Here is an 18683-nt window from a genome sequence, read left to right as displayed (position 1 = left end):
GCGGGCCGGCGGGCCGGGGGAACAACGTACGACGGCGGCCCTCCCCAAAGGGGGGAGGGCCGCCGTCGCGCTTGGGTCAGGAAAGAAAGCTACTTCGCAGCAGCGTCTTCCTTGGCGCCATTCTTTTCTTCAGTCTTGGCTTCCGCGGCGGGCGCCGGGGCTGCAGCAGCAGGCTTCGACTTCGGGGTGGCAGCGGCAACGAACGTGGTGCGCGGTGCCTGCAGGTTCTCCAGCTGGGCCAGGTCGCGGCCGGCCAGCATGGTGACGAACCAGTCCATGATGACGCGGAACTTGCGCTCCACGGTGGGCATGGCCAGGCCGTGGTAGCCGCGGTGTGCCAGCCACGCCAGGGGGCCCTTGAGCTGGATGCCCATGATCTTGGCAACACCCTGCCACTCACCGAATCCGGCAACAGCACCAAGGTTCTTGTGCTTGTAGCCCTTCAACGGCTTGTTGAAACGGCTGGCCCACAGGTTCTTGGCGAGGCGCTTGGCCTGGCGAAGTGCGTGCTGGGCGTTGGGGACGCAGGTGCCGTCCGGCAGGCCGCCGGTGACATCCGGGACAGCCGCAACGTCGCCGGCAGCCCAGGCGTTCGGGATGACGCCGAATTCGCCGTTGACCTGCAGGTTCACGTTGACCGAGACGCGGCCGCGGGGTTCGATCGGGAAGTCGGTGGAGCGGACCATGGGGTTGGCCATGACGCCGGCGGTCCAGATCAGGGTGTCTGCATCAAATTCCTGGGCTACGGACTTGTCCGGCAGGTTGATGAGCTTGAGGTTGCTCTCCTCGGCGTTGTCCAGCGAGGTGTTCAGCAGGACTTCAACGCCGCGGCTGCGAAGGTGCTCGACAACCCAGACGGCCTGCTTCTCGGTGACCTCGGGCATGATGCGGCCCATGGCTTCTACCAGTACGAAGCGCAGTTCGGACTGCTCGACGCGGTTGTTGAGCTTGACGGCTGCGCGGGCCATGTCCTCGAGCTCGGCAATGGTCTCGATGCCGGCAAAACCGCCGCCGACGACGACGAAAGTCAAGGCGCGCTTGCGCACCGCGGGGTCGGTCTCGGTGGAGGCCTGCTCGATGAGAGAAAGAACCTGGTTGCGCAGCGCAACGGCTTCTTCAATGGTCTTCAGGCCGATGCCTGATTCGGCCAGGCCCTTGATCGGGAAGGTGCGCGTGATGGCACCTGCGGCCACGACGACGTCGTGGTAGGTCAGCTCGAATGGCTCGCCGCCGTCGGCCGGGGCCACAACGGCCTTGCGGTTCTCGTGGTCAATTGCCGTGACGGAACCCTGGATGAGCTCGGTCTGCTTCAGGTGCTTGCGGTGCGAAACAACAGCGTGGCGTGCTTCGATGTTGCCGCCTGCAACCTCGGGCAGGAACGGCTGGTAAGTCATGTAGGGCAGGGGATCAACAAGGGTGACGATGCCACCGGACTTTGCGATCTTCTTCTGCAGGTTAAAGGCCGTGTACAGGCCGACGTAACCGCCGCCAACTACAAGGACGCGCGGTCGTGCTGAAAAGGTGGGAGTGATTGCCATAACTCCATACTACATCGTTTGTGAAAACATTCACTAGCCGATTACACGACGGCGTAACGCAACTTTTCGAAGCGCGCGCCACCATAGTTTGGGAACAGCAGGTGCCGCGCGGGCTCGCCAGGGACGCGCTGGCCCGGGGCACGCCTGGCGCCGAACTAGTGCTTGTGGCCGGGCTTCGTTGCGCGGTGCTCGCGCCTGCCCGGACCAGCGGCAGCGGGCAGCGTTTCCTTGGCAGGTCCGTCGGTGTGCGCCTCGTCGGTGGCAGCGGAACCGCCCGCCCCGTCAGACCCGCTACTGGCACCAGGGCCGTCAGCACTGTCGGAGATGTCGGAACTGCCGTCGGCCTCGCTGGCACCGGCGATCTTGCGCCGCGCCACCAAGAGGTGTGTCGTTCCGCCGGCAGCAATCAGCCCAAGTAATCCCAAGGAGCTGAGCACGAGCGTCTGCGGCAGGGCATTTGAACCCTGATCGGACGGGATGGGGCTGGGAGCTGCGCGGTCAATCAAGGAGGGCGCGGGCTGAGGCACAACGGCGCCGGCCTCGCCGTCTTCTGGCGGTGGCGACTCTTCGCCGCGGCGGTGGACCCTGATCCATTCGGCGATGCTGCCCAGCGGGTTGGCATCAACCACCGGCACGTCGGCATTGACTGCAGCATCTGCATCAAGAATTCCGTAGCCGTATATGGCATTGGGAACACCGTCGCCTGCCGGTTTCGCGGTGGAGATGATCCTGTTGATGACCTGGGCTGCGCTCATATCCGGGTATTTGGAGCGGATCAAGGCCGCAACGCCGGAAACGATGGGGGCCGCGCCGCTGGTGCCGCTCCATTGGGCGTAGCCGCCGCCGGGCAGTCCCCCGGCCAGGTCCTCGGCCGGTGCGCTGACGCCGATGCTGATCCCCTGGGACGATGAATCAACACTGGCCGAACCGTCGCGGTCCAGTCCGCCCACGGCCAAAACGCCCGGGATGGTGGCGGGGGCGCCAACTTGTTCGCTGCCTGACTTCCGGTTGCCGGCAGCAGCAACGATAACAACGTCCTTGGCTTCGGCGTAGGCAAAGGCGTCGTCCCAGCTCTGCGGCCACGCGGTGGAGGTGCTGCCCAGGGACATGTTGATGACCTTGGCGCCGTTGTCCACGGCCCACTTCACGGCGGCGGGAATCTGGTCGTCAATGTTTTTCCCTGCTGGGTTCTCGCTGCCCAACCACACCGAAACGCTGAGCAGTTCGGCCTTGGGTGCCACACCGATGACCCCATCCGGGCCCGCCCCGATGCCCGGTTTCTCCGACTCGGTCGGGGTGGCGCTGGCCTTCGCCGACGCGCTTGCGGAAGGCTTGGCGGTGGCGGTTTTGTGGCCGCGGCCGGCCAGCATGGTTGCCACCAGGGTGCCGTGCTCTGGTTCGGCTCCGATCCCCTTGGTGCCCCCGGGAGCACCGGCGCCGGAGATGTCGCTTCCGCCCACCACCGCGCCCTTCAGGTCCGGGTGCGACTTGTCGATGCCGCTGTCGATGATGGCAATTTTGACGCCTTCACCCTGGGAAGTTTCCCACGCTTTTTCAATCCCCGACTGGTCCAGCCAGTACTGCCGGTTCCTGATGTCATCGGCCGATGCTGCCGATGCCCCGACCAGCACGACCGACGCTGTGAGGGCAAGGGTCAGGAACGCGGCGGCGATGGATCGCAACCGTGGGGCAAACTCCATTAAGGCTCGATTCGGTGAGAGGGTCGGGTCAGCGATGTGCAGCACCCAGGGCAATTCCATCAAGAATATCGTGTTCACTGGTGGTTGCCGATTCCAGCCGTCCGCCGCCCAGTTGCACCAGCCGCCGCAGGACGGTCCGCCAGATCAGCGCACCCGCACCAATGACGTCGACGCGCCCGGGGTGCATGAAGCCAAGTTCGGCCCGTTTGGCGCGCGTCATGCGAAGCAATGATGTGGCCGCAGCGTCAATCTTTTCCAGAGGTACGACGGCGGCATGAATCACCTCGCTCTGATAGCTCGCCAACCCGAGGGCGTGGGCTGTGATGGTGGTGATGGACCCTGCCACGCCCACGATGCGCTCGACCTCGCCCAGCGGCAGGACGGCCAGGACTTCGTCCAGTTTCGCCCCGATGGCGACTTCTGCGGCGCTGATTTGGTCCTCCGTGGGCGGGTCACTTTGCAGGTAACGCTCGGTAAATCGGACGCAGCCCATGTTGGTGCTCAGTGCGCCGCTGACCCCGGAAGCGGTGCCCATGACAAATTCCGTGCTGCCGCCACCCAGGTCAACGACCAGGACCTTATGGTCTTCGTGCAAGGGCAAAACACTGACGGCACCGGCAAACGAGAGTGCCGCCTCCTCGTCGCCGCTGACAACTTCCGGCCCAATGCCGAGCCGCGACTGGATGCCGGCTACAAAGACGTCCCGGTTGCGGGCGTCACGGGTCGCGCTGGTGGCAACAAACCGCACCCGTTCGACGTCGGAGGCCTGGATCAGTTGCGCGTATTCGTCAACAGCGGCAAAGGTGCGTTCCAGTGCAGCCTCGCCCAGGACTCCGCTCACATCAACGCCTTCACCCAACCGGACGACACGCATGAGGCGGTGCACGTCCACAAGGTGGGTCCCGCCGTCGTCTGTGGTGGAAACGTCGGCAATGAGGAGGCGGATGGAATTGGTTCCACAGTCGATGGCTGCAACGCGCATATGGCTTAGTTCTCCTGCTGGTTCAGGTGCTTGACGTGGCGGCTGAGATCCTTGTTGGGCACGGGGGCCCCGTTGTCCCAGGCGCCCTCGCAATGGCAGGTTTCGGCGGTCCACCATGGCGCAACGGCGGCCAGCGCTTCGTCGCCGAGCGGGTTGACGCCGGGGCCTGCGGCCAGGGCATGGCCGATGAGTACATGCAGGCACTTGACGCGTGTGGGCATGCCGCCGGCAGAAATTCCGGCGATTTCCGGAACGGGGCCTGTGCCGGCACGCTCGCCAATGGCCTCACGGGCGTGGATGTAGCTCTCATGTGCTTTTTGGTAGGCGGCCGCGAGCTCGCTGTCGGTGCCGAGACGTTCGGTCATCTCGTTCATCATTCCGGCGGCTTCCAGGCGCGAGGCTGCTGCGGTGAGAATGGGGTGCGTCAGGTAATACGTGGTGGGAAAGGGGATGCCGTTGCTGAGCCGGGGTGCCGTGGCGGCCACGAGCGGATTGCCACAGATGCAGCGTGCCGGAATTTCGACGACGTCGCGCACCGGGCGGTTGAGCTGGCGGCTGAGTGTGTCCAGGTCGAGCTGGGTGGGGACGCGCCCGTCTGAGGTGGAGCTTGGCGTTACGGGCACGGAAGGCCTTTCATGAAACATTTTTATTGGTTGTTCAACCAGTCATTTTAGCGTGGATCGCGTGGCGGGGCGGCCAGCCTAGGGCGCCGGGGCTGGTTCCGGGGCTGGTTCTGCGTCCGGGTCCGGCACAGCTTCGGGGGCCGGCGCCGGTTCCGCTCCGGGTTCCGCTCCGGGTTCCGCTCCAGGTTCTGCTGGTGCCTCCGGTGTCTCCGCCCCGGGTGCCGCCCCGGGTGCCGGCTCGGCGGCAGGCGGCACAGGCGTCACTGCCGGGGCTTGGACCTGGGCTGATTTTTGCACGGCGTCCCAGAGGTTGTCCACCCAATGCGACTCTGAAATTTCCGTGGCATTCTTGGCGCTTGTGGCCAGGCTCGCGGCGGCTTGCGCCTCTTCCACCGAGTTTTCCAGGCCGTCAACACCGACGGCACCGTAAACCCAATAGCCGGTCTCGCCCGGCATGAGCATACTGACCCTGTCGCGAGCCTGTTTCTTGATGTAGGCCGGGTCGTCCCAGCGGGCCAGCTCAGTCTCGTGAAGGCCTTGCTGGGTTTCCTGGATGGCGATGTCCGCCTGCAACTGCGAAATTTCCGCACGTTGCTGCAGGAAGGTGTGCACATTGGGTGCCAGGAGGAGAGTAAAAACACCCAGTGTCAGGCCAAGCACCAACAACCGGCCGGAAAATGAGCGTGCCGGCACCGGACTGTTCCCGGCGGCTTGGACGACGCCTTCCTGGTGGCTGCGGCCATTGGGCCCGGAGGCCGGTTTGCGGACACGCTTTTCCCCGGAGGATCCGCCTGCCTTGGCCCCAGCTGTGGCGGGTGTACCGCCGGAGCCAGGTTCCGGCGTCGTGCTTGGGACAACTGGTTCATCGCCCGCTTTGCCCGCGGCGCTGCCGATTCCTGCGCTGAATCGCGCCTTGGGCACTGAGGGCCGTCGCGTGGCCATGCTACTCCTAAGATCCTGCTGCAAAAAAGAGACCCGTAGAAACGGCAAAGCCGCGGCAAGCCGCCAAGGTCTGTGATTAACCTTAGCCAGCTGCCGCGGCCTTTGCTGCTATTTAGCCCTTGAAACGCGGGAAGGCGCTGCGGCCTGCGTAGCGTGCGGCGTCGTCGAGCTCTTCTTCGATGCGCAGCAGCTGGTTGTACTTGGCAACACGCTCGGAGCGGGCCGGGGCACCGGTCTTGATCTGGCCTGCGTTGGTGGCAACGCAGATGTCAGCAATGGTGGTGTCCTCGGTTTCGCCGGAGCGGTGCGAGGTGATGGTGGTGAAACCGGCGCGCTGGGCCATGGACACGGCGTCCAGGGTCTCGGTCAGGGTGCCGATCTGGTTGACCTTGACCAGCAGTGAGTTGGCGGTCTGGGTTTCGACACCGCGGGCCAGGCGCTCGGGGTTGGTGACGAAGAGGTCATCGCCCACGATCTGCACCTTGTCGCCGATGGCGTCGGTCAGGGTCTTCCAGCCTTCCCAGTCATCTTCATCCAGGGGGTCCTCGATGGAGACCAACGGGTAGTCGGCAACGAGTTCGGCGTAGTAGGCGCTCATCTCGGCGGCAGTCAGTGACTTGCCTTCGAACTGGTAGGTGCCGTCCTTGAAGAACTCGGAGGAGGCAACGTCCAGGGCCAGGGCGATGTCCTTGCCTGCTACGAATCCTGCGCGCTCAATGGCGACCAGGATCAGGTCAAGAGCTGCACGGTTGGAGGGCAGGTTCGGTGCGAAGCCGCCTTCGTCGCCGAGGCCGGTGGAGAGGCCCTTTTCCTGCAGGACGGACTTGAGGTTGTGGTAAACCTCGACGCCCCAGCGCAGGCCTTCGGAGAAGGTCGCAGCACCGTGCGGGACAACCATGAATTCCTGGATGTCAACGTCGGAGTCGGCGTGTGAGCCGCCGTTGAGGATGTTCATCAGCGGCACGGGCAGAACGTGCGCGTTGGGTCCGCCCAGGTAACGGTACAGCGGCAGGCCGGCAGATTCTGCGGCGGCGCTGGCCACGGCCAGGGAAACGCCCAGGATGGCGTTGGCGCCCAGCTTGGCCTTGTTGGGGGTGCCGTCCAGTTCCAACATCATGGCATCGATCAGGCGCTGGTCGGTTGCATCGACGCCTTCAAGTTCAGGTGCGATAACTTCCAGAACAGCCTCGACTGCCTGCAAAACACCCTTGCCCTGGTAACGGTTCTTGTCGCCGTCACGGAGCTCCACTGCCTCGAAGGCACCGGTGGATGCGCCGGAGGGAACGCCTGCGCGGCCCATGGCGCCATCGGTCAGGAGAACTTCAACCTCAACGGTCGGGTTTCCACGGGAATCCAAGATTTCGCGTGCATGAATGGCTTCAATAAGTGCCATGTATTGCTCCTAATAGTCAGCTTTGTAGTGTAAATGTCGACCACGCTGTCGCCCCAATCCTATCCGACGGCGTGACGGGGCACTCATTACTACGCTCAGAGCGCGATTATGGCGGGTGCTGCGGCGTTTTTGCGGCTTGGCCCGACCACTGAGGTACCGGGGATTGACCTACGCGTCGGACGCTCCTTCACTAAAGTACGACGGCGGGAGGTCACCTTTCCGGGGATGGTGCGGAGCCGCCGTCGTCCACCAAGGATGCTCCCTTCCGGGGTGTTTCGACCTGACACAGAGGGCCCCCTCACCTTCCGGGGCGCATCAACCAACGCTCCCGCGTCCGATTTCGCTTCTGCGCCACCGACCGGGCCGGTGTGGCGCCCGCCGACAAGCTGCGCGACGTCGCGCCCCCGGAGGAAGTTTTCGACCTCCACCTTTGACACTAAAGAACATAGCGATATATCGTTAAGTATCGCGACATTCTAAACGCGAGAGTGACACAGTCAGCGGGCAGCCTCCAGTGCTGCTCCACCCGGGCCGGACGCGCCAACCAGATTAGGTTCCGCCTCTGCCGCCCACCAACACAACTTCACGAAGACTTCCCAGCGAAGCATCAGCATGAACAGGTACTACTCCTCATGAAAAACTTTACTTTTCCCCAAGAATCCAATGACTTTGACCGCCGCGGGCAGCGCAATCCACGAGCCCGACACCACCACGAACCCAACTCCCCCACAGGCGAGGGCGACTTTCCGGACCGTCACCGCGGCGGGCGTGATCGCGGCTTTGGCGAAGAAGGCCCCCGGGGCGGTGGCCGGACCGGTGGCCGCGGCTTTGGTCCAGGCGGCAGACGCGGCCCCGGCGGTCCAGGGTTTGGCCCCGGCTTTGGCCCCGGCGGTCCCGGGTTTGGCCCGGGCGGCGGTTTCGGCCCTGGCGGTCGCGGTGGACGGGTCCGCAAGGGCAATGTCCGCAGCGCCCTCCTATCCCTGTTGAGCCAGCACAGCTACAACGGCTACGGCATGATCCGGGCCATCGCCATCCACACCGACGGCGCCTGGCGCCCCAGCCCCGGCTCGGTCTACCCTGCACTCGCCGCCCTGCAGGCCGAGGGCCTGATCGAATCCTCCGAGGAGGGCAGGCGCACCGAATTCTCGCTCACCGAGGCCGGCAAGGCCTATGTTGCGCAGAACTCCGACGAAATGGCGCAAGTGTGGGCCGACGTCAACGAGGAGGCCGGCGCGGGAACCGAGCTGCGTGCAGGCATGCACAAACTCGGCGGCGCCGTTCAGCAGATCGCCATGGCGGGCACGGAGGAGCAGATCAAAAGTGCCACCGAGGCCCTGGACACCGCTCGCCGCACCATTTACCAGCTGCTGGCCGACTAGCGTCCCTGTTGGCTAGCGTCCCTGAAAATCGCGAACAGCCTGGCGAAGTGCCCGTTCGGCATCCAGTCCGCACTCATGCGCACCACGGACGACGTCGAACAGCAGCTTCCCGAGCTCGTCCTCCGTCGTGATCGTCCCGGGCTCGATGGTCCCGGCAATGTTCCCCGCGAGGGCAGGCACCCCAATGCCTGCCCTCGCGGCACGTTCCACCGACTTTTGCGCCATGGCCAGTGCCGGCAGCGACGCAGGAATCCCGGCAAAAGGGCTCTCGGCGACCGGCACGGCGGCACCCGTCGCCGCCCGTTCGTCCGCCTTGACGCGTTCCCACACGGCTTCGATTTCGGCGATCGTGGCGGGGAAGGAGCTCTGCAGGGTGCCGTCGGGATGGAAGACGTGGGGGCTGCGGCGGATCATTTTCTCGCTGAGCCCGCGAACCACATCGGCAAGGTCGAAGCTGCCGGACTCCTCCGCAAGGCGGGCGTGCAAAACCACCTGCAGCAGGATGTCGCCGAGTTCGTTGGCGATGTCACCACCGTGGCCGCTCTCGATGGCCTCAATGAGTTCGTACGACTCCTCCAGGAGATAGGTGGTGAGGGAGTCGTGGGTTAGCGCCGCAGTCCACGGGCAGTGTTCGCGGAGCGCGGCAATGACGGCAACAAGGCGGGCCACTTCCACTTCGGTGGAGGCGGCCCGCCTTGTTGCAGCCGGTGTTGGATTAGTTGCCAAGCTCGGATTCGTCCAGATCTGATGCGTCGAATGCCTCAAACTCGTCGTCGTCCTCGAACTCGTCCATGTCTTCCATGACGTCTTCGTAGTGCTCAATGATGAAGTCTGCCAACTGTTCGCGCGCCTCGATGGGCAGGAACGATGCGTGCACGGCGTTCAGCGTCAGTTCCAGCACGGTGTCGAGCCCGTAGCCGAACGTTTCCACGAGCAGGCCAAATTCACCTGTCAGGGTCACTCCGCTCATGAGCCGGTTGTCCGTGTTGACGGTGACGTTGAAGCCCAGCTGGTGCAGCAGGTCGATCGGGTGCTCGCCGATCGTGGTGCCAAACGCGGCGATCGCACCGGTCTGCAGGTTGGAGGACGGGCACAGCTCGAGCGGGATCTGGCGGTCACGCACCCACTGTGCCAAATCACCCAAGGTGAGGGTTCCGACGTCGTTCCCGTCAATTTCCTCCACATCAAGGTGGATGTCTTCGGCGATGCGCACGCCGTGGCCCAGGCGCAGGGCGCGGCCGTGGACCAGCGCATCCTGGATGCTTTCGAGCCCGGCACCCTCGCCGGCGTGGACGGTGGCGGGGAAGTTGTTCTCGGCCAGGTAGGTGAAGGCTTCCTTGAAGCGGGAGGGCAGGAAGCCGTTCTCGGCACCGGCAATGTCGAAGCCGACCACGCCGTTGTCGCGGTGGCGCACGGCGAGTTGGGCGATTTCTGAGCCGCGGTCGGCATGGCGCATGGCCGTGACGATCTGGCCGACCTCGATGTAACCGCCGGCCTCGTCGACCAGGTCCATGCCTTCCTCGAGGCCTTCCTGAACCGCCTCAACAACGTCGTCGAGTGAGAGCCCCTTGCTCAGGTGCTGCTCGGGCGCCCAGCGGACTTCGCCGTACACCACACCGTCTTCGGCGAGGTCTTCCACGAATTCCCGGGCCACCCGCACCAGGGCGTCGTGCGTCTGCATGACGGCGATCGTGTGGTCAAAGGTTTCAAGGTAGCGTTCCAGCGAACCCGAATCGGCCGATTCCAGGAACCAGGCGCGCAGCGCGTCAGGCTCGGTGGCCGGGAGCGTGTGGCCCGCCTCAGCGGCCAGCTCGATGATGGTTTCCGGGCGCAAACCGCCGTCCAGATGATCGTGCAGGGATACCTTTGGCAGCGATTTGAGGTCCACAACGGGGATGGACGGGGCTGCATGCTCTGAAGTTGGGTTAGTCACAATCCCACTCTAGGGATGTGTTTCATGCTGCGCTAGTTTGTGGGCCCGGTGGTGTCCCGCCGCGTGCCCGGAAACGCCGGCAGTGAGCGGCACCGGATGCTGGCCGTTGCGGTGAATTTCCCCCGGTTCTGCGGGGATTTCAGTGGAATGTTCGACGTCGGCCACGGCCTTGGGTGCCTCCCCCGCGTTCGCCACGGGCGCACCGGTTGTGCCCCCTGAGGCGAGTGGCCCGCCGCCGTCGGGGGATCCCTCCGGGTCGGTGCCGGTGTTGCGGACAAGGTCCGCCTGGACCTGTGCGGCATGGGTTGCCGCCATGAGCCCGGGTTCGGGGCGGGGTGCGATGCGCCCGCTCTTTTCCAGGAAGTGGTGCAAATACTTCATGGCATGGTCCACGATGAAGCCAATGAGGATGGCGAAGGTGATGGCGATGCCCACGCCCAGCAAGGGATTGTCGTGGACCCAGCGTCCGGCAAAGGTGCCCACAGCCACCGAGTAGCCTGCCCAGGTGACCACGGCTATGCCGTCGAGGAGGACAAAGCGGCGCCACGGGAAATAGGTGGCCCCGGCCGTGAAGTTCACTGCGATGCGGCCAACCGGGATGTACCTGGCGGTAAAGATCAGCATGGCCCCGCGTTTTTCCAGTTCCTTGCCGGCCCAGGCGAAGGCCCTGGCACCGCGCGGCCGCCGCATCCAGCGGAACCGTGTGGTGCCCAGTTTTCTGCCCATCAGGTATGCGATGTTGTCCCCGATGATGGCGCCCACCGAGGCGCCGAGGATTAACAGCCAAATGTTGGGTTCCCCACTGCGGGCGGCGATGGAGGCCAGGGCCACGATGGCGGTTTCACTGGGCAGGAAGAGGAAGAACCCGTCGATGAGGCAAAAGAGGCTCACCAGGGGAATGACCCACCATTGGCCGGCGGAATGTTCGATCAGAAAATTCAACTGGTCGATGATGTGCAAAAAGTCCACCCTGGGCGTTTCCTCTCAGATGGTGGTTGTCTATCATCAGTTTCCCACGTTGCCCAGTCATCGGACATCCATCCAAAGGACTAGATTTCCTTCCCGGTTCCTCCCCCCCTTCTGCCCACTTCTGCCGAGATGTGCGATCACGCCCAGCCACTTCTGCCGAGATGTGCGATCACGCCCTGCCGCCCCTGAAATAGCCTGGCCTGTGGATAACTCCCGACGTCCATCCGACATTTCAGCCAGACTTGAACCATGACAAATGCCCAGCCCTTGCCCGAAGGAATTCGGGGCCGTTCCTTCACACTGAACGAGTCTGATTCGTGCCATGTCACACGAAAGCGCACCAGATCCAGCGGCTACCACTCCCCCAGTCGTGGCATTCGCGTTCCTTGGGACATTGAACAGGATCACATCAGCCAGGTCCGCCCGATCTTGAACCTGACACAAGATGGGATCGCCAGCCACAGCACGGCCGCCCATATTTGGGGAATACCGCTGCCTCCCTGGCTTGCCGGTCGTTTCGACGTGCATATATCCCGGGACGCTTCCAAGAACCCGCCATCAAGGATCGGAACAGTTGGTCACCATGCCCGCTTCAAACCCGGAGAAATAGTCCAGGTTCTGGGCTTGTTCGTCACTTCCCCACTTCGCACCTGGCTGGATTTGGCGTCCATACTGGACCTTGATGATCTCGTGGCCGCGGGAGACTTTCTGGTGTGTGAGCACGATCGAATATTCGGCCCCAAACGCGTGGCGCTGGTCAAGATCGAAAAACTCAGGGAAGCCGTAAAGCATGAATCTGGCCGGCGCGGCATCGTCAAGGCGCGAGAGGCTGCGGACCTGATCAGGGTCGGCTCCGATTCACCACCTGAAACCAGGATCCGGCTCTCCTTGGAAAGAGCCGGCCTGCCGGAGATGACGCTCAACTTCGTTGTCGAGGATGAGAACGAAAACGATTGCTCCTGGCCGGATCTGGCAGTCCCGGAGTGGAAGATTGCCATCGAGTACGACGGCGAACACCATCTGGACCCGCATCAACAGGACATCGACGAGGCCCGCGACCAGCTGATGAAGGAACTTGGTTGGCTGCAGCTGAGAATCACCAAGGACATGTTGGACCGCGACGGTGACAAGGCCGTCGTCGCGCTGGTCAAAGAAGCGCTTCGACTCCAAGGATGGACAGGACGCTTGGAACCTCGGTGAAGGGCGAAGACGGAGGGCGCGAACTCCTATCTCGACGGAATGAAGGGGGCGTTATCGCACACCTCGACGGAAGGCGGAGGGCGCGAACTCATATCTCGGCGGAAAAGAGGGCGGCTAGGCGATGCGCTCGATGATCAGTTGGTTCGCCGGGCGGGAGCCTTCGGGGGCAATGGTCACGGCGTCGGCAAGTACTTCCCTGGCACCGGCAAACTTCTCCGGGGTGTCGGACAGCAGTGTCATGAGCGGCTCCCCCGCACGAACCAGCGCACCGGGTTTGGCATGCATCCGCACCCCCGCGCCGGCCTGGACGATGTCCTCCTTGCGGGCCCGCCCGGCACCGAGCCTCCAGGCCGCGACCCCCACGGCCATGGCATCCAGGCCAACCAGCACGCCGTCGGCCGGTGCGTAAATGACGTCAGATTCCCGGGCCACCGGCAGCGGCGCATCGGGGTCGCCGCCTTGGGCTGCGATCATGCGCCGCCACACATCCATGGCCCGCCCATCGCGCAGCGCTGCGGCCGGATCGGCCCCGCGAATGCCTGCCGCGTCCAGCATCTCCTGCGCCAGTGTCACAGTCAGCTCCACCACGTCCGGAGGGCCGCCGCCGGCCAGCACCTCTACCGACTCCTCCACTTCAATGGCGTTGCCGGCAGTCAGGCCCAGCGGCGTTGACATGTCGGTCAGCAGCGCCACCGTGTTGACTCCAGCATCCTGCCCCAGCGCCACCATGGTCTGCGCCAGCTCGCGCGCCCGCTCCACCGTTTTCATGAACGCTCCCGAGCCCACCTTCACATCAAGCACCAGGGCGCCCGTGCCCTCCGCGATCTTCTTGCTCATGATGGATGAGGCGATCAGCGGAATCGACTCAACCGTCCCCGTCACGTCGCGCAGGGCGTACAGCTTCTTGTCAGCGGGTGCCAAGTTTCCTCCCGCGGCACAGACGACGGCGCCCACCTCACCGAGTTGCCGCAGCATGGCCTCGTGGGTGACATCGGCTCGCCACCCGGGGATCGCTTCCAGCTTATCCAGGGTGCCCCCGGTGTGGCCCAGTCCCCTGCCGGACAGTTGTGGCACGGCTGCGCCAAATACGGCCACGAGGGGTGCCAGCGGCAGCGTGATCTTGTCCCCCACGCCGCCGGTTGAGTGCTTGTCGGTGGTTGGCATCGGAGCACCAGCAGAGTTGCGCAGGCCACTGAAGTCAAGGGTTTCGCCCGAGGCGACCATGGCCGCCGTCCACTGCGAAATCTCTGCCCGGTCCATGCCGTTGAGCAGGATGGCCATGTTCAGTGCCGCCATTTGTTCTTCGGCAATGTCGCCGCGGGTGTAGGCCGCGACGGTCCAGGCAATGTGGTCGGCACTGAGCCGGCCGCCGTCGCGCTTGATGCCGATGATGTCCACCGCGGCATAGGGTCCCTGGGCGTTCATGGCTGCTCCTTCGGGTTCTCGGTGTACTTCGGGCTGTTAGCGTCCTGTAGGTTGTTGGGTCCAAAGGCGTCGGGCAGGATCGCATCCATGGTCTTGGCTCCCGAGGAAGTCATGACAAGGGTGGCCGCCGTGCTGAATTCAAACAGCAGCTGCCGGCAGCGCCCGCACGGCATCAGGATGGCCCCGCTGCCGTCAACGCAGTAGAACTCGGTGATCAGCCCGCCACCGTTCATGCGGGCCGCGCCCACCAGGGTGCATTCCGCGCACAGCGTCAGCCCGTAGCTGGCATTTTCCACATTGCAGCCGGAGACGATGCTGCCGTCCTCAAGCCTGGCAGCGGCTCCTACAGGAAAATTGGAATACGGCGCGTACGCCTTGGTGAGTGCCACGGTGGCGGCTTGGCGCAGTGGTTCCCATCCGCCGTCGGGCGTCTCTTTGCTCAAAGTCACTCCTTAATATAGGGCTCACCGTCGGCGGCGGGCGCGAGTGCCCGGCCGACGAAGCCGGACACGGCCAGGATGGTCAGTGCGTAGGGCAGCATGGCCAGGAATTGGCCGTCGATGGGTGTGCCTGCGAGCGAGAGGATGCTTTGCAGGTTTCCAGCCACGCCGAACAGCAGTGCTGCCAGGGCTGCGCCGATGGGGTTCCAGCGGCCGAAGATCAGTGCGGCGAGGGCGATGAACCCCAGGCCGCCTGTCATGTCCTTGCTGAAACTGCTGACGGCAACGAGGGTGAAGTAGGCGCCGCCCACTCCGGCGACGGCGCCGCCGGCCAGCACGTTCAGCACGCGGGTGCGGTTGACGTTGATGCCCACGGTGTCGGCGGCCTTGGGGTGCTCACCCACGGCCCGCACGCGTAAACCCCAGCGGGTGCGGAACAGACCGAACCAGATGGCGGCAACCAGGATCAGCATGAAGTAGCCAATGATGGACTGGCGAAAAAGCGTGGGACCGATGATGGGGATCTCGGACAGCAGCGGGATGGGCAGGTTGGGCAGGTGGGCGGGCTGGTTGTAGATCGTGACGCCGTCGACCTTGGTCTTCATGATCTTCTCAAAGAGGAAGCCGGTCAGGCCGGACACCAGCACGTTCAGCACCACGCCGACAATGATCTGGTTCACCACATATTTGATGCTGAACACGGCCAGCAGCAGGGACACCAGGACACCGGCGGCGGCCGCAGCAAACAGGCCCGCGAACGCGTTGCCGGTGATGGAGGAAACCAGTGCGGCCGTGAAGGCACCCGCAAGCAGCTGGCCCTCAATGGCAATGTTGACCACACCGGCCCGTTCGGACAGCACACCTGACAGGGACCCAAAGACCAACGGGGTGGTGATGAGCATGGCACCGGTAAACAACCCCACCAGCGTGATGTTTTGCGTGGTGGTGCCGCCGATGATCCACACCATTAAGCCCACCACAAACACCACGGTGAACGTCATGATGACCCATTTGGCGATCCGTCCGGTGTCCTTGGTCTGACGCCAGGCGAAATAGGCGAGCGCCCCGCAGACCAGCGAGACGATCACGCCCACCGCCTTGGCCGGCACCACCAGGTTGGGCACCTGCCATGCGTCGGTATCCTGGGAGATGCGGAAAGTGGCGGTGCCGCTGGGGCCCAGGACAATGAAGACGACGACGGCGAACAGCGCCAGCACGCCGAGCAGGATCGGCATTTTCCAGCTGCGAATGGCGACGGCGTCAACCGTCTTGGTCGGTTCGCTTTTGGCGGTGATGCTCATGCTGCCACCCCTTCACGGCTAACTGCCTTGATCCGGAACATTGAGCGCACCAGCGGCGGGGCTGCAATGAACAGCACTATCAGTGACTGCACCACAGCGACGATGTCGATGGAGACATCGGCATTGACAGCCATGGACGTGCCGCCAGCCTTGAACGCACCGAACAGGAGTGCTGCAAAGAAGGTGCCCCACGGTGTGGAACGTCCCAGCAGGGCCACGGTAATGGCGTCGAAGCCGATGCTGCCGGCAATGTCGGCGTCCAGTGTTTTCTCCGTTCCGGCGAGCTGGGTGACGCCTGCCAAACCTGCCAATGCACCGGAGATGAGCATGACCGTGGTGTAGCCGCGGGACACCAGCATGCCTGCCGTCCGGGCGGCTCGCGGGTTGGCTCCAATGGCACGGTATTCAAATCCCAGTGTTGAGCGGTTCAGCAGCCAGGCCACCCCGATCACGGCCAGCACGGCCACAATCAGCCCGGCGTGCACACGGTAGTTGGGTCCCAGCAGCAGCGGGAACATGGCGGTTTCGTGCATGCGCGGGCTGATGGGGTTGCTGCTGTTCGGATCCTTCAGCTGGTTTTTCAGCAGGTACAGGACCAGGGAGACGGCGATGTAGTTGAGCATGATCGTCACGATCACCTCGTGTGCACCGGTCTTCGCCTTCAGGAAACCGGCAATGCCGCCCCAGAGCGCGCCACCGATGGCACCGGCCAGGATGACGGCCAGCAGGTGGATGCCCGGGGGCAGTTCAATCATGAAACCCACGACGCCGGCAAAGGTGGCACCTAGGAGGATCTGGCCCTTGGCACCGATGTTGAACAGGCCCACCCGGAAGGCCAGAGTGACGGCCAGGCCGGAAAGGATGAGCGGTGTGGCGAAGGTCAGGGTTTCAAAGATGCCCAGGCGTCCCTGCCACGTGCGGGAGTTGGGGTCGTAGGTTGCCCCACGCCACAGGGCTCCGTACGCTTCGGAAATCGATGCCCAAATGGCCTTGAACGTTGCACTGGGATCGCCAAAGAAGTATCCGAAGGCTGTGGTCACGCGGGGGTCGGTCGCTGCAATGAGGATGCCGCCGATCACGAGCGCCACCACCACCGCGAGAACGGAGATCATGGCGTTGCCGCTCATGATTTCGCGCACCAGCTGGCTGCCCGGCTGTTCCTTTTCCGGACTGCCCTGCTTGTGGGGCTTGCCCGGTGTTGTCGGCGGCATTGCTGCTGCCGGCGTGTGCTCCGGTTCAGCCCCGCCAGCCTTGTTCGTGTCCGGCCCGCTCATGGCTGCACCCCTTCCCCACCGTTTGTGGTGCCGGAGTTCTCTTGTCGATCAGTTGTCTGTGCGTCCATTTGTTCCTGTGCTTCTGCTGCGGGGAGCCCGGCCATCATCAATCCCAACAGTGCCCGGCTGGATTTGCCCGGCACGATGCCCATCAGCTTCCCTGCAAAAAGCACGGCGATCCGGTCGGCGAGTTCCAGCACCTCGTCCAGTTCTGTCGAGACAATCAACACGGGGGTTCCGGCGTCGCGTTCGGCCACAATGCGTTTGTGCAGGAACTCGATGGAACCCACGTCCACTCCGCGAGTGGGCTGGGATGCAATGAACAGTTTCAGGGGCCGGGACAGTTCCCGTGCCAGCACCACTTTTTGCTGGTTTCCGCCGGACAGCGTGTCGGCCGGGTCCTGGGCGGACTGTGCCCTTACATCGAATTCGGCAACTTTTTCCACCGCGTTCTTGGCGATGACAGCCCTGTTCATGGTGCCGCCGCGGGAGTACGGGGCGTGCTTGTACAGGTCAAGGACCAGGTTTTCCGCGATGGAAAACTCGCCCACCAAACCGTCGTCCTGCCGATCCTCGGGAACAAAGCCAACGCCGGAATCCAGGATTTGGCGCACACTCCTGCCCACCAGTTCCTTCCCGTTCAGGACGATGGAGCCGAGCACGTGTTTGTGCAGGCCAAGGACTGCCTCGGTCAGTTCCGTCTGGCCGTTGCCCTGGACACCCGCGACAGCCAATATCTCACCTTGGGCAACACCCAAGGTGAGATCATCGAGAAGTCTCTGGCCGGCGTCGTTCATCACGGTCAGGTTGGTGACCTTAAAGGTGACCTCGCCGGGAGTGGCATCCGCTTTGTCAAGGGTCAGGTTCACGGCGCGGCCCACCATCATGGCGGCCAGCTCCGTGGTGGGGGTGGACGGCGGCGCGGATCCCACCACCTTGCCGCGGCGGATGACGGTGATGGTGTCGGAGACAGCCTTGACCTCACGCAGTTTGTGGGAAATGAACACGATGGAGGTGCCGCCGTCGCGCAGTTGCCCCATGATGTTCATGAACTCATCGGTTTCCTGGGGGGTGAGCACGGCTGTGGGCTCGTCCAGGATCAGGATTTTAGAGTTGCGGACCAGTGCCTTGATGATTTCCACACGCTGTTGGACCCCCACGGAAAGATCCTGAACGAGTGCGTCAGGGTCAACCTCGAAGCCGAACCGGGCGGAAATCTCGCGGATCCTCTTCCGGGTCTGCGCCAGGTTCAGGACCCCACCAAAAGTGGTTGACTCTGCACCCAACGCAACGTTTTCGGCAACGGTGAACACCGGCACGAGCATGAAGTGCTGGTGCACCATGCCAATTCCGGCGGCCATGGCATCGGCCGGGCCGGAAAATTTCATCGGCACATCGTCGATGAGGATTTCACCAGCAGTGGGTTCATACAGGCCGTACAGCACATTCATCAGGGTGGATTTGCCGGCCCCGTTTTCGCCCAGCAGACTGTGGATCTCCCCCGATTCCACCACCAGGTCGATGTGGTCGTTCGCCACCAGGGAACCAAAGCTCTTGGTGATGCCCCGAAGTTCTAGTTTCAAC

16 protein-coding genes are annotated in these 18683 nt (G+C 63.8%); 2 read left to right on the top strand and 14 right to left on the bottom strand.

The window, feature by feature from the left end; genetic code table 11:
- Positions 1–89: 89 nt before the first annotated feature.
- The 6 genes from art_RS18540 to eno all read right to left on the bottom strand — a co-directional run bounded on the left by art_RS18540 (position 90) and on the right by eno (position 7178).
- Positions 90–1538: an NAD(P)/FAD-dependent oxidoreductase gene (locus art_RS18540; protein WP_038467298.1), complete on the bottom strand. Its 1449-nt coding sequence runs from the start codon at positions 1536–1538 to the stop codon at positions 90–92.
- A 155-nt stretch (positions 1539–1693) separates the two neighbouring features.
- Positions 1694–3238, bottom strand: coding sequence for a S8 family serine peptidase (locus art_RS18535; RefSeq protein ID WP_082000595.1), 1545 nt, complete (start codon positions 3236–3238; stop codon positions 1694–1696).
- A 28-nt stretch (positions 3239–3266) separates the two neighbouring features.
- Entirely contained in the window at positions 3267–4220 is a 954-nt protein-coding gene (locus tag art_RS18530) for a Ppx/GppA phosphatase family protein (RefSeq protein ID WP_038467296.1), read from the bottom strand.
- Positions 4221–4225: 5 nt separating this feature from the next.
- Positions 4226–4843: a DUF501 domain-containing protein gene (locus tag art_RS18525; RefSeq protein ID WP_253901407.1), complete on the bottom strand. Its 618-nt coding sequence runs from the start codon at positions 4841–4843 to the stop codon at positions 4226–4228.
- A gap of 78 nt (positions 4844–4921) precedes the next feature.
- Positions 4922–5785 (bottom strand): septum formation initiator family protein, encoded by an 864-nt coding sequence (locus tag art_RS21300; protein ID WP_052136759.1) that lies wholly within the window; start codon positions 5783–5785, stop codon positions 4922–4924.
- A 112-nt stretch (positions 5786–5897) separates the two neighbouring features.
- A complete protein-coding gene (gene eno / locus art_RS18515; RefSeq protein WP_038467294.1) occupies positions 5898–7178 on the bottom strand; it encodes a phosphopyruvate hydratase in 1281 nt (426 codons plus the stop codon).
- A 632-nt stretch (positions 7179–7810) separates the two neighbouring features.
- Between eno and art_RS21295 the strand changes: the two genes are divergently transcribed.
- The gene (locus art_RS21295; protein ID WP_082000425.1) at positions 7811–8557 is read left to right on the top strand and encodes a PadR family transcriptional regulator; all 747 of its coding nucleotides are present in this window, start codon (positions 7811–7813) and stop codon (positions 8555–8557) included.
- A gap of 12 nt (positions 8558–8569) precedes the next feature.
- On the opposite strand, the gene art_RS18505 is transcribed toward art_RS21295, so the two are convergent.
- From art_RS18505 to art_RS21290, 3 genes are read right to left on the bottom strand one after another with little or no spacing between them, the layout of a single operon-like run.
- Entirely contained in the window at positions 8570–9226 is a 657-nt protein-coding gene (locus art_RS18505) for a MazG nucleotide pyrophosphohydrolase domain-containing protein (protein WP_052137015.1), read from the bottom strand.
- 46 nt (positions 9227–9272) lie between these two features.
- Entirely contained in the window at positions 9273–10490 is a 1218-nt protein-coding gene (locus art_RS18500) for an adenosine deaminase (RefSeq protein WP_052136758.1), read from the bottom strand.
- Positions 10491–10499: 9 nt separating this feature from the next.
- Entirely contained in the window at positions 10500–11459 is a 960-nt protein-coding gene (locus art_RS21290; RefSeq protein ID WP_052136757.1) for a DedA family protein, read from the bottom strand.
- 249 nt (positions 11460–11708) lie between these two features.
- On the opposite strand from art_RS21290, the gene art_RS18490 reads away from it, so the two are divergent.
- Positions 11709–12659, top strand: a complete 951-nt coding sequence (locus art_RS18490) for an endonuclease domain-containing protein (RefSeq protein ID WP_038467290.1) — start codon at positions 11709–11711, stop codon at positions 12657–12659.
- Between the two features lie 114 nt (positions 12660–12773).
- On the opposite strand, the gene art_RS18485 is transcribed toward art_RS18490, so the two are convergent.
- The 5 genes from art_RS18485 to art_RS18465 are packed head-to-tail and all read right to left on the bottom strand — an operon-like array spanning position 12774 to position 18682.
- Positions 12774–14084, bottom strand: coding sequence for a thymidine phosphorylase (locus art_RS18485; protein ID WP_038467288.1), 1311 nt, complete (start codon positions 14082–14084; stop codon positions 12774–12776).
- Positions 14081–14527, bottom strand: coding sequence for a cytidine deaminase (locus tag art_RS18480; RefSeq protein ID WP_173425246.1), 447 nt, complete (start codon positions 14525–14527; stop codon positions 14081–14083). Before art_RS18480 ends, art_RS18485 begins: the two co-directional genes overlap by 4 nt.
- Positions 14528–14529: 2 nt before the next feature.
- Positions 14530–15825 carry an ABC transporter permease gene (locus tag art_RS18475; protein WP_038467286.1) on the bottom strand — a complete coding sequence of 432 codons (1296 nt, stop codon included), beginning with the start codon at positions 15823–15825 and terminating at the stop codon, positions 14530–14532.
- Positions 15822–17099, bottom strand: coding sequence for an ABC transporter permease (locus art_RS18470; RefSeq protein WP_038467284.1), 1278 nt, complete (start codon positions 17097–17099; stop codon positions 15822–15824). Before art_RS18470 ends, art_RS18475 begins: the two co-directional genes overlap by 4 nt.
- The gene (locus tag art_RS18465; RefSeq protein WP_052136756.1) at positions 17096–18682 is read right to left on the bottom strand and encodes an ABC transporter ATP-binding protein; all 1587 of its coding nucleotides are present in this window, start codon (positions 18680–18682) and stop codon (positions 17096–17098) included. Before art_RS18465 ends, art_RS18470 begins: the two co-directional genes overlap by 4 nt.
- Position 18683 lies beyond the last annotated feature (1 nt).

It is taken from the genome of Arthrobacter sp. PAMC 25486 (assembly GCF_000785535.1).
In the GTDB taxonomy this organism is placed as follows: domain Bacteria; phylum Actinomycetota; class Actinomycetes; order Actinomycetales; family Micrococcaceae; genus Specibacter.
Note: the sequence above shows the minus strand (reverse complement) of the source record. Positions and strands in the feature narration are given on the sequence as shown.

Excerpts from the sequence above, each read along its gene's own strand:
- art_RS18540 (WP_038467298.1), bottom strand. The coding sequence starts at position 1,538 with ATGGCAATCACTCCCACCTTTTCAGCACGACCGCGCGTCCTTGTAGTT.
- art_RS18535 (WP_082000595.1), bottom strand. The coding sequence starts at position 3,238 with ATGGAGTTTGCCCCACGGTTGCGATCCATCGCCGCCGCGTTCCTGACC.
- art_RS18530 (WP_038467296.1), bottom strand. The coding sequence starts at position 4,220 with ATGCGCGTTGCAGCCATCGACTGTGGAACCAATTCCATCCGCCTCCTC.
- art_RS21300 (WP_052136759.1), bottom strand. The coding sequence starts at position 5,785 with ATGGCCACGCGACGGCCCTCAGTGCCCAAGGCGCGATTCAGCGCAGGA.
- eno (WP_038467294.1), bottom strand. The coding sequence starts at position 7,178 with ATGGCACTTATTGAAGCCATTCATGCACGCGAAATCTTGGATTCCCGT.
- art_RS21295 (WP_082000425.1), top strand. The coding sequence starts at position 7,811 with ATGAAAAACTTTACTTTTCCCCAAGAATCCAATGACTTTGACCGCCGC.
- art_RS18490 (WP_038467290.1), top strand. The coding sequence starts at position 11,709 with ATGACAAATGCCCAGCCCTTGCCCGAAGGAATTCGGGGCCGTTCCTTC.
- art_RS18485 (WP_038467288.1), bottom strand. The coding sequence starts at position 14,084 with ATGAACGCCCAGGGACCCTATGCCGCGGTGGACATCATCGGCATCAAG.
- art_RS18475 (WP_038467286.1), bottom strand. The coding sequence starts at position 15,825 with ATGAGCATCACCGCCAAAAGCGAACCGACCAAGACGGTTGACGCCGTC.
- art_RS18470 (WP_038467284.1), bottom strand. The coding sequence starts at position 17,099 with ATGAGCGGGCCGGACACGAACAAGGCTGGCGGGGCTGAACCGGAGCAC.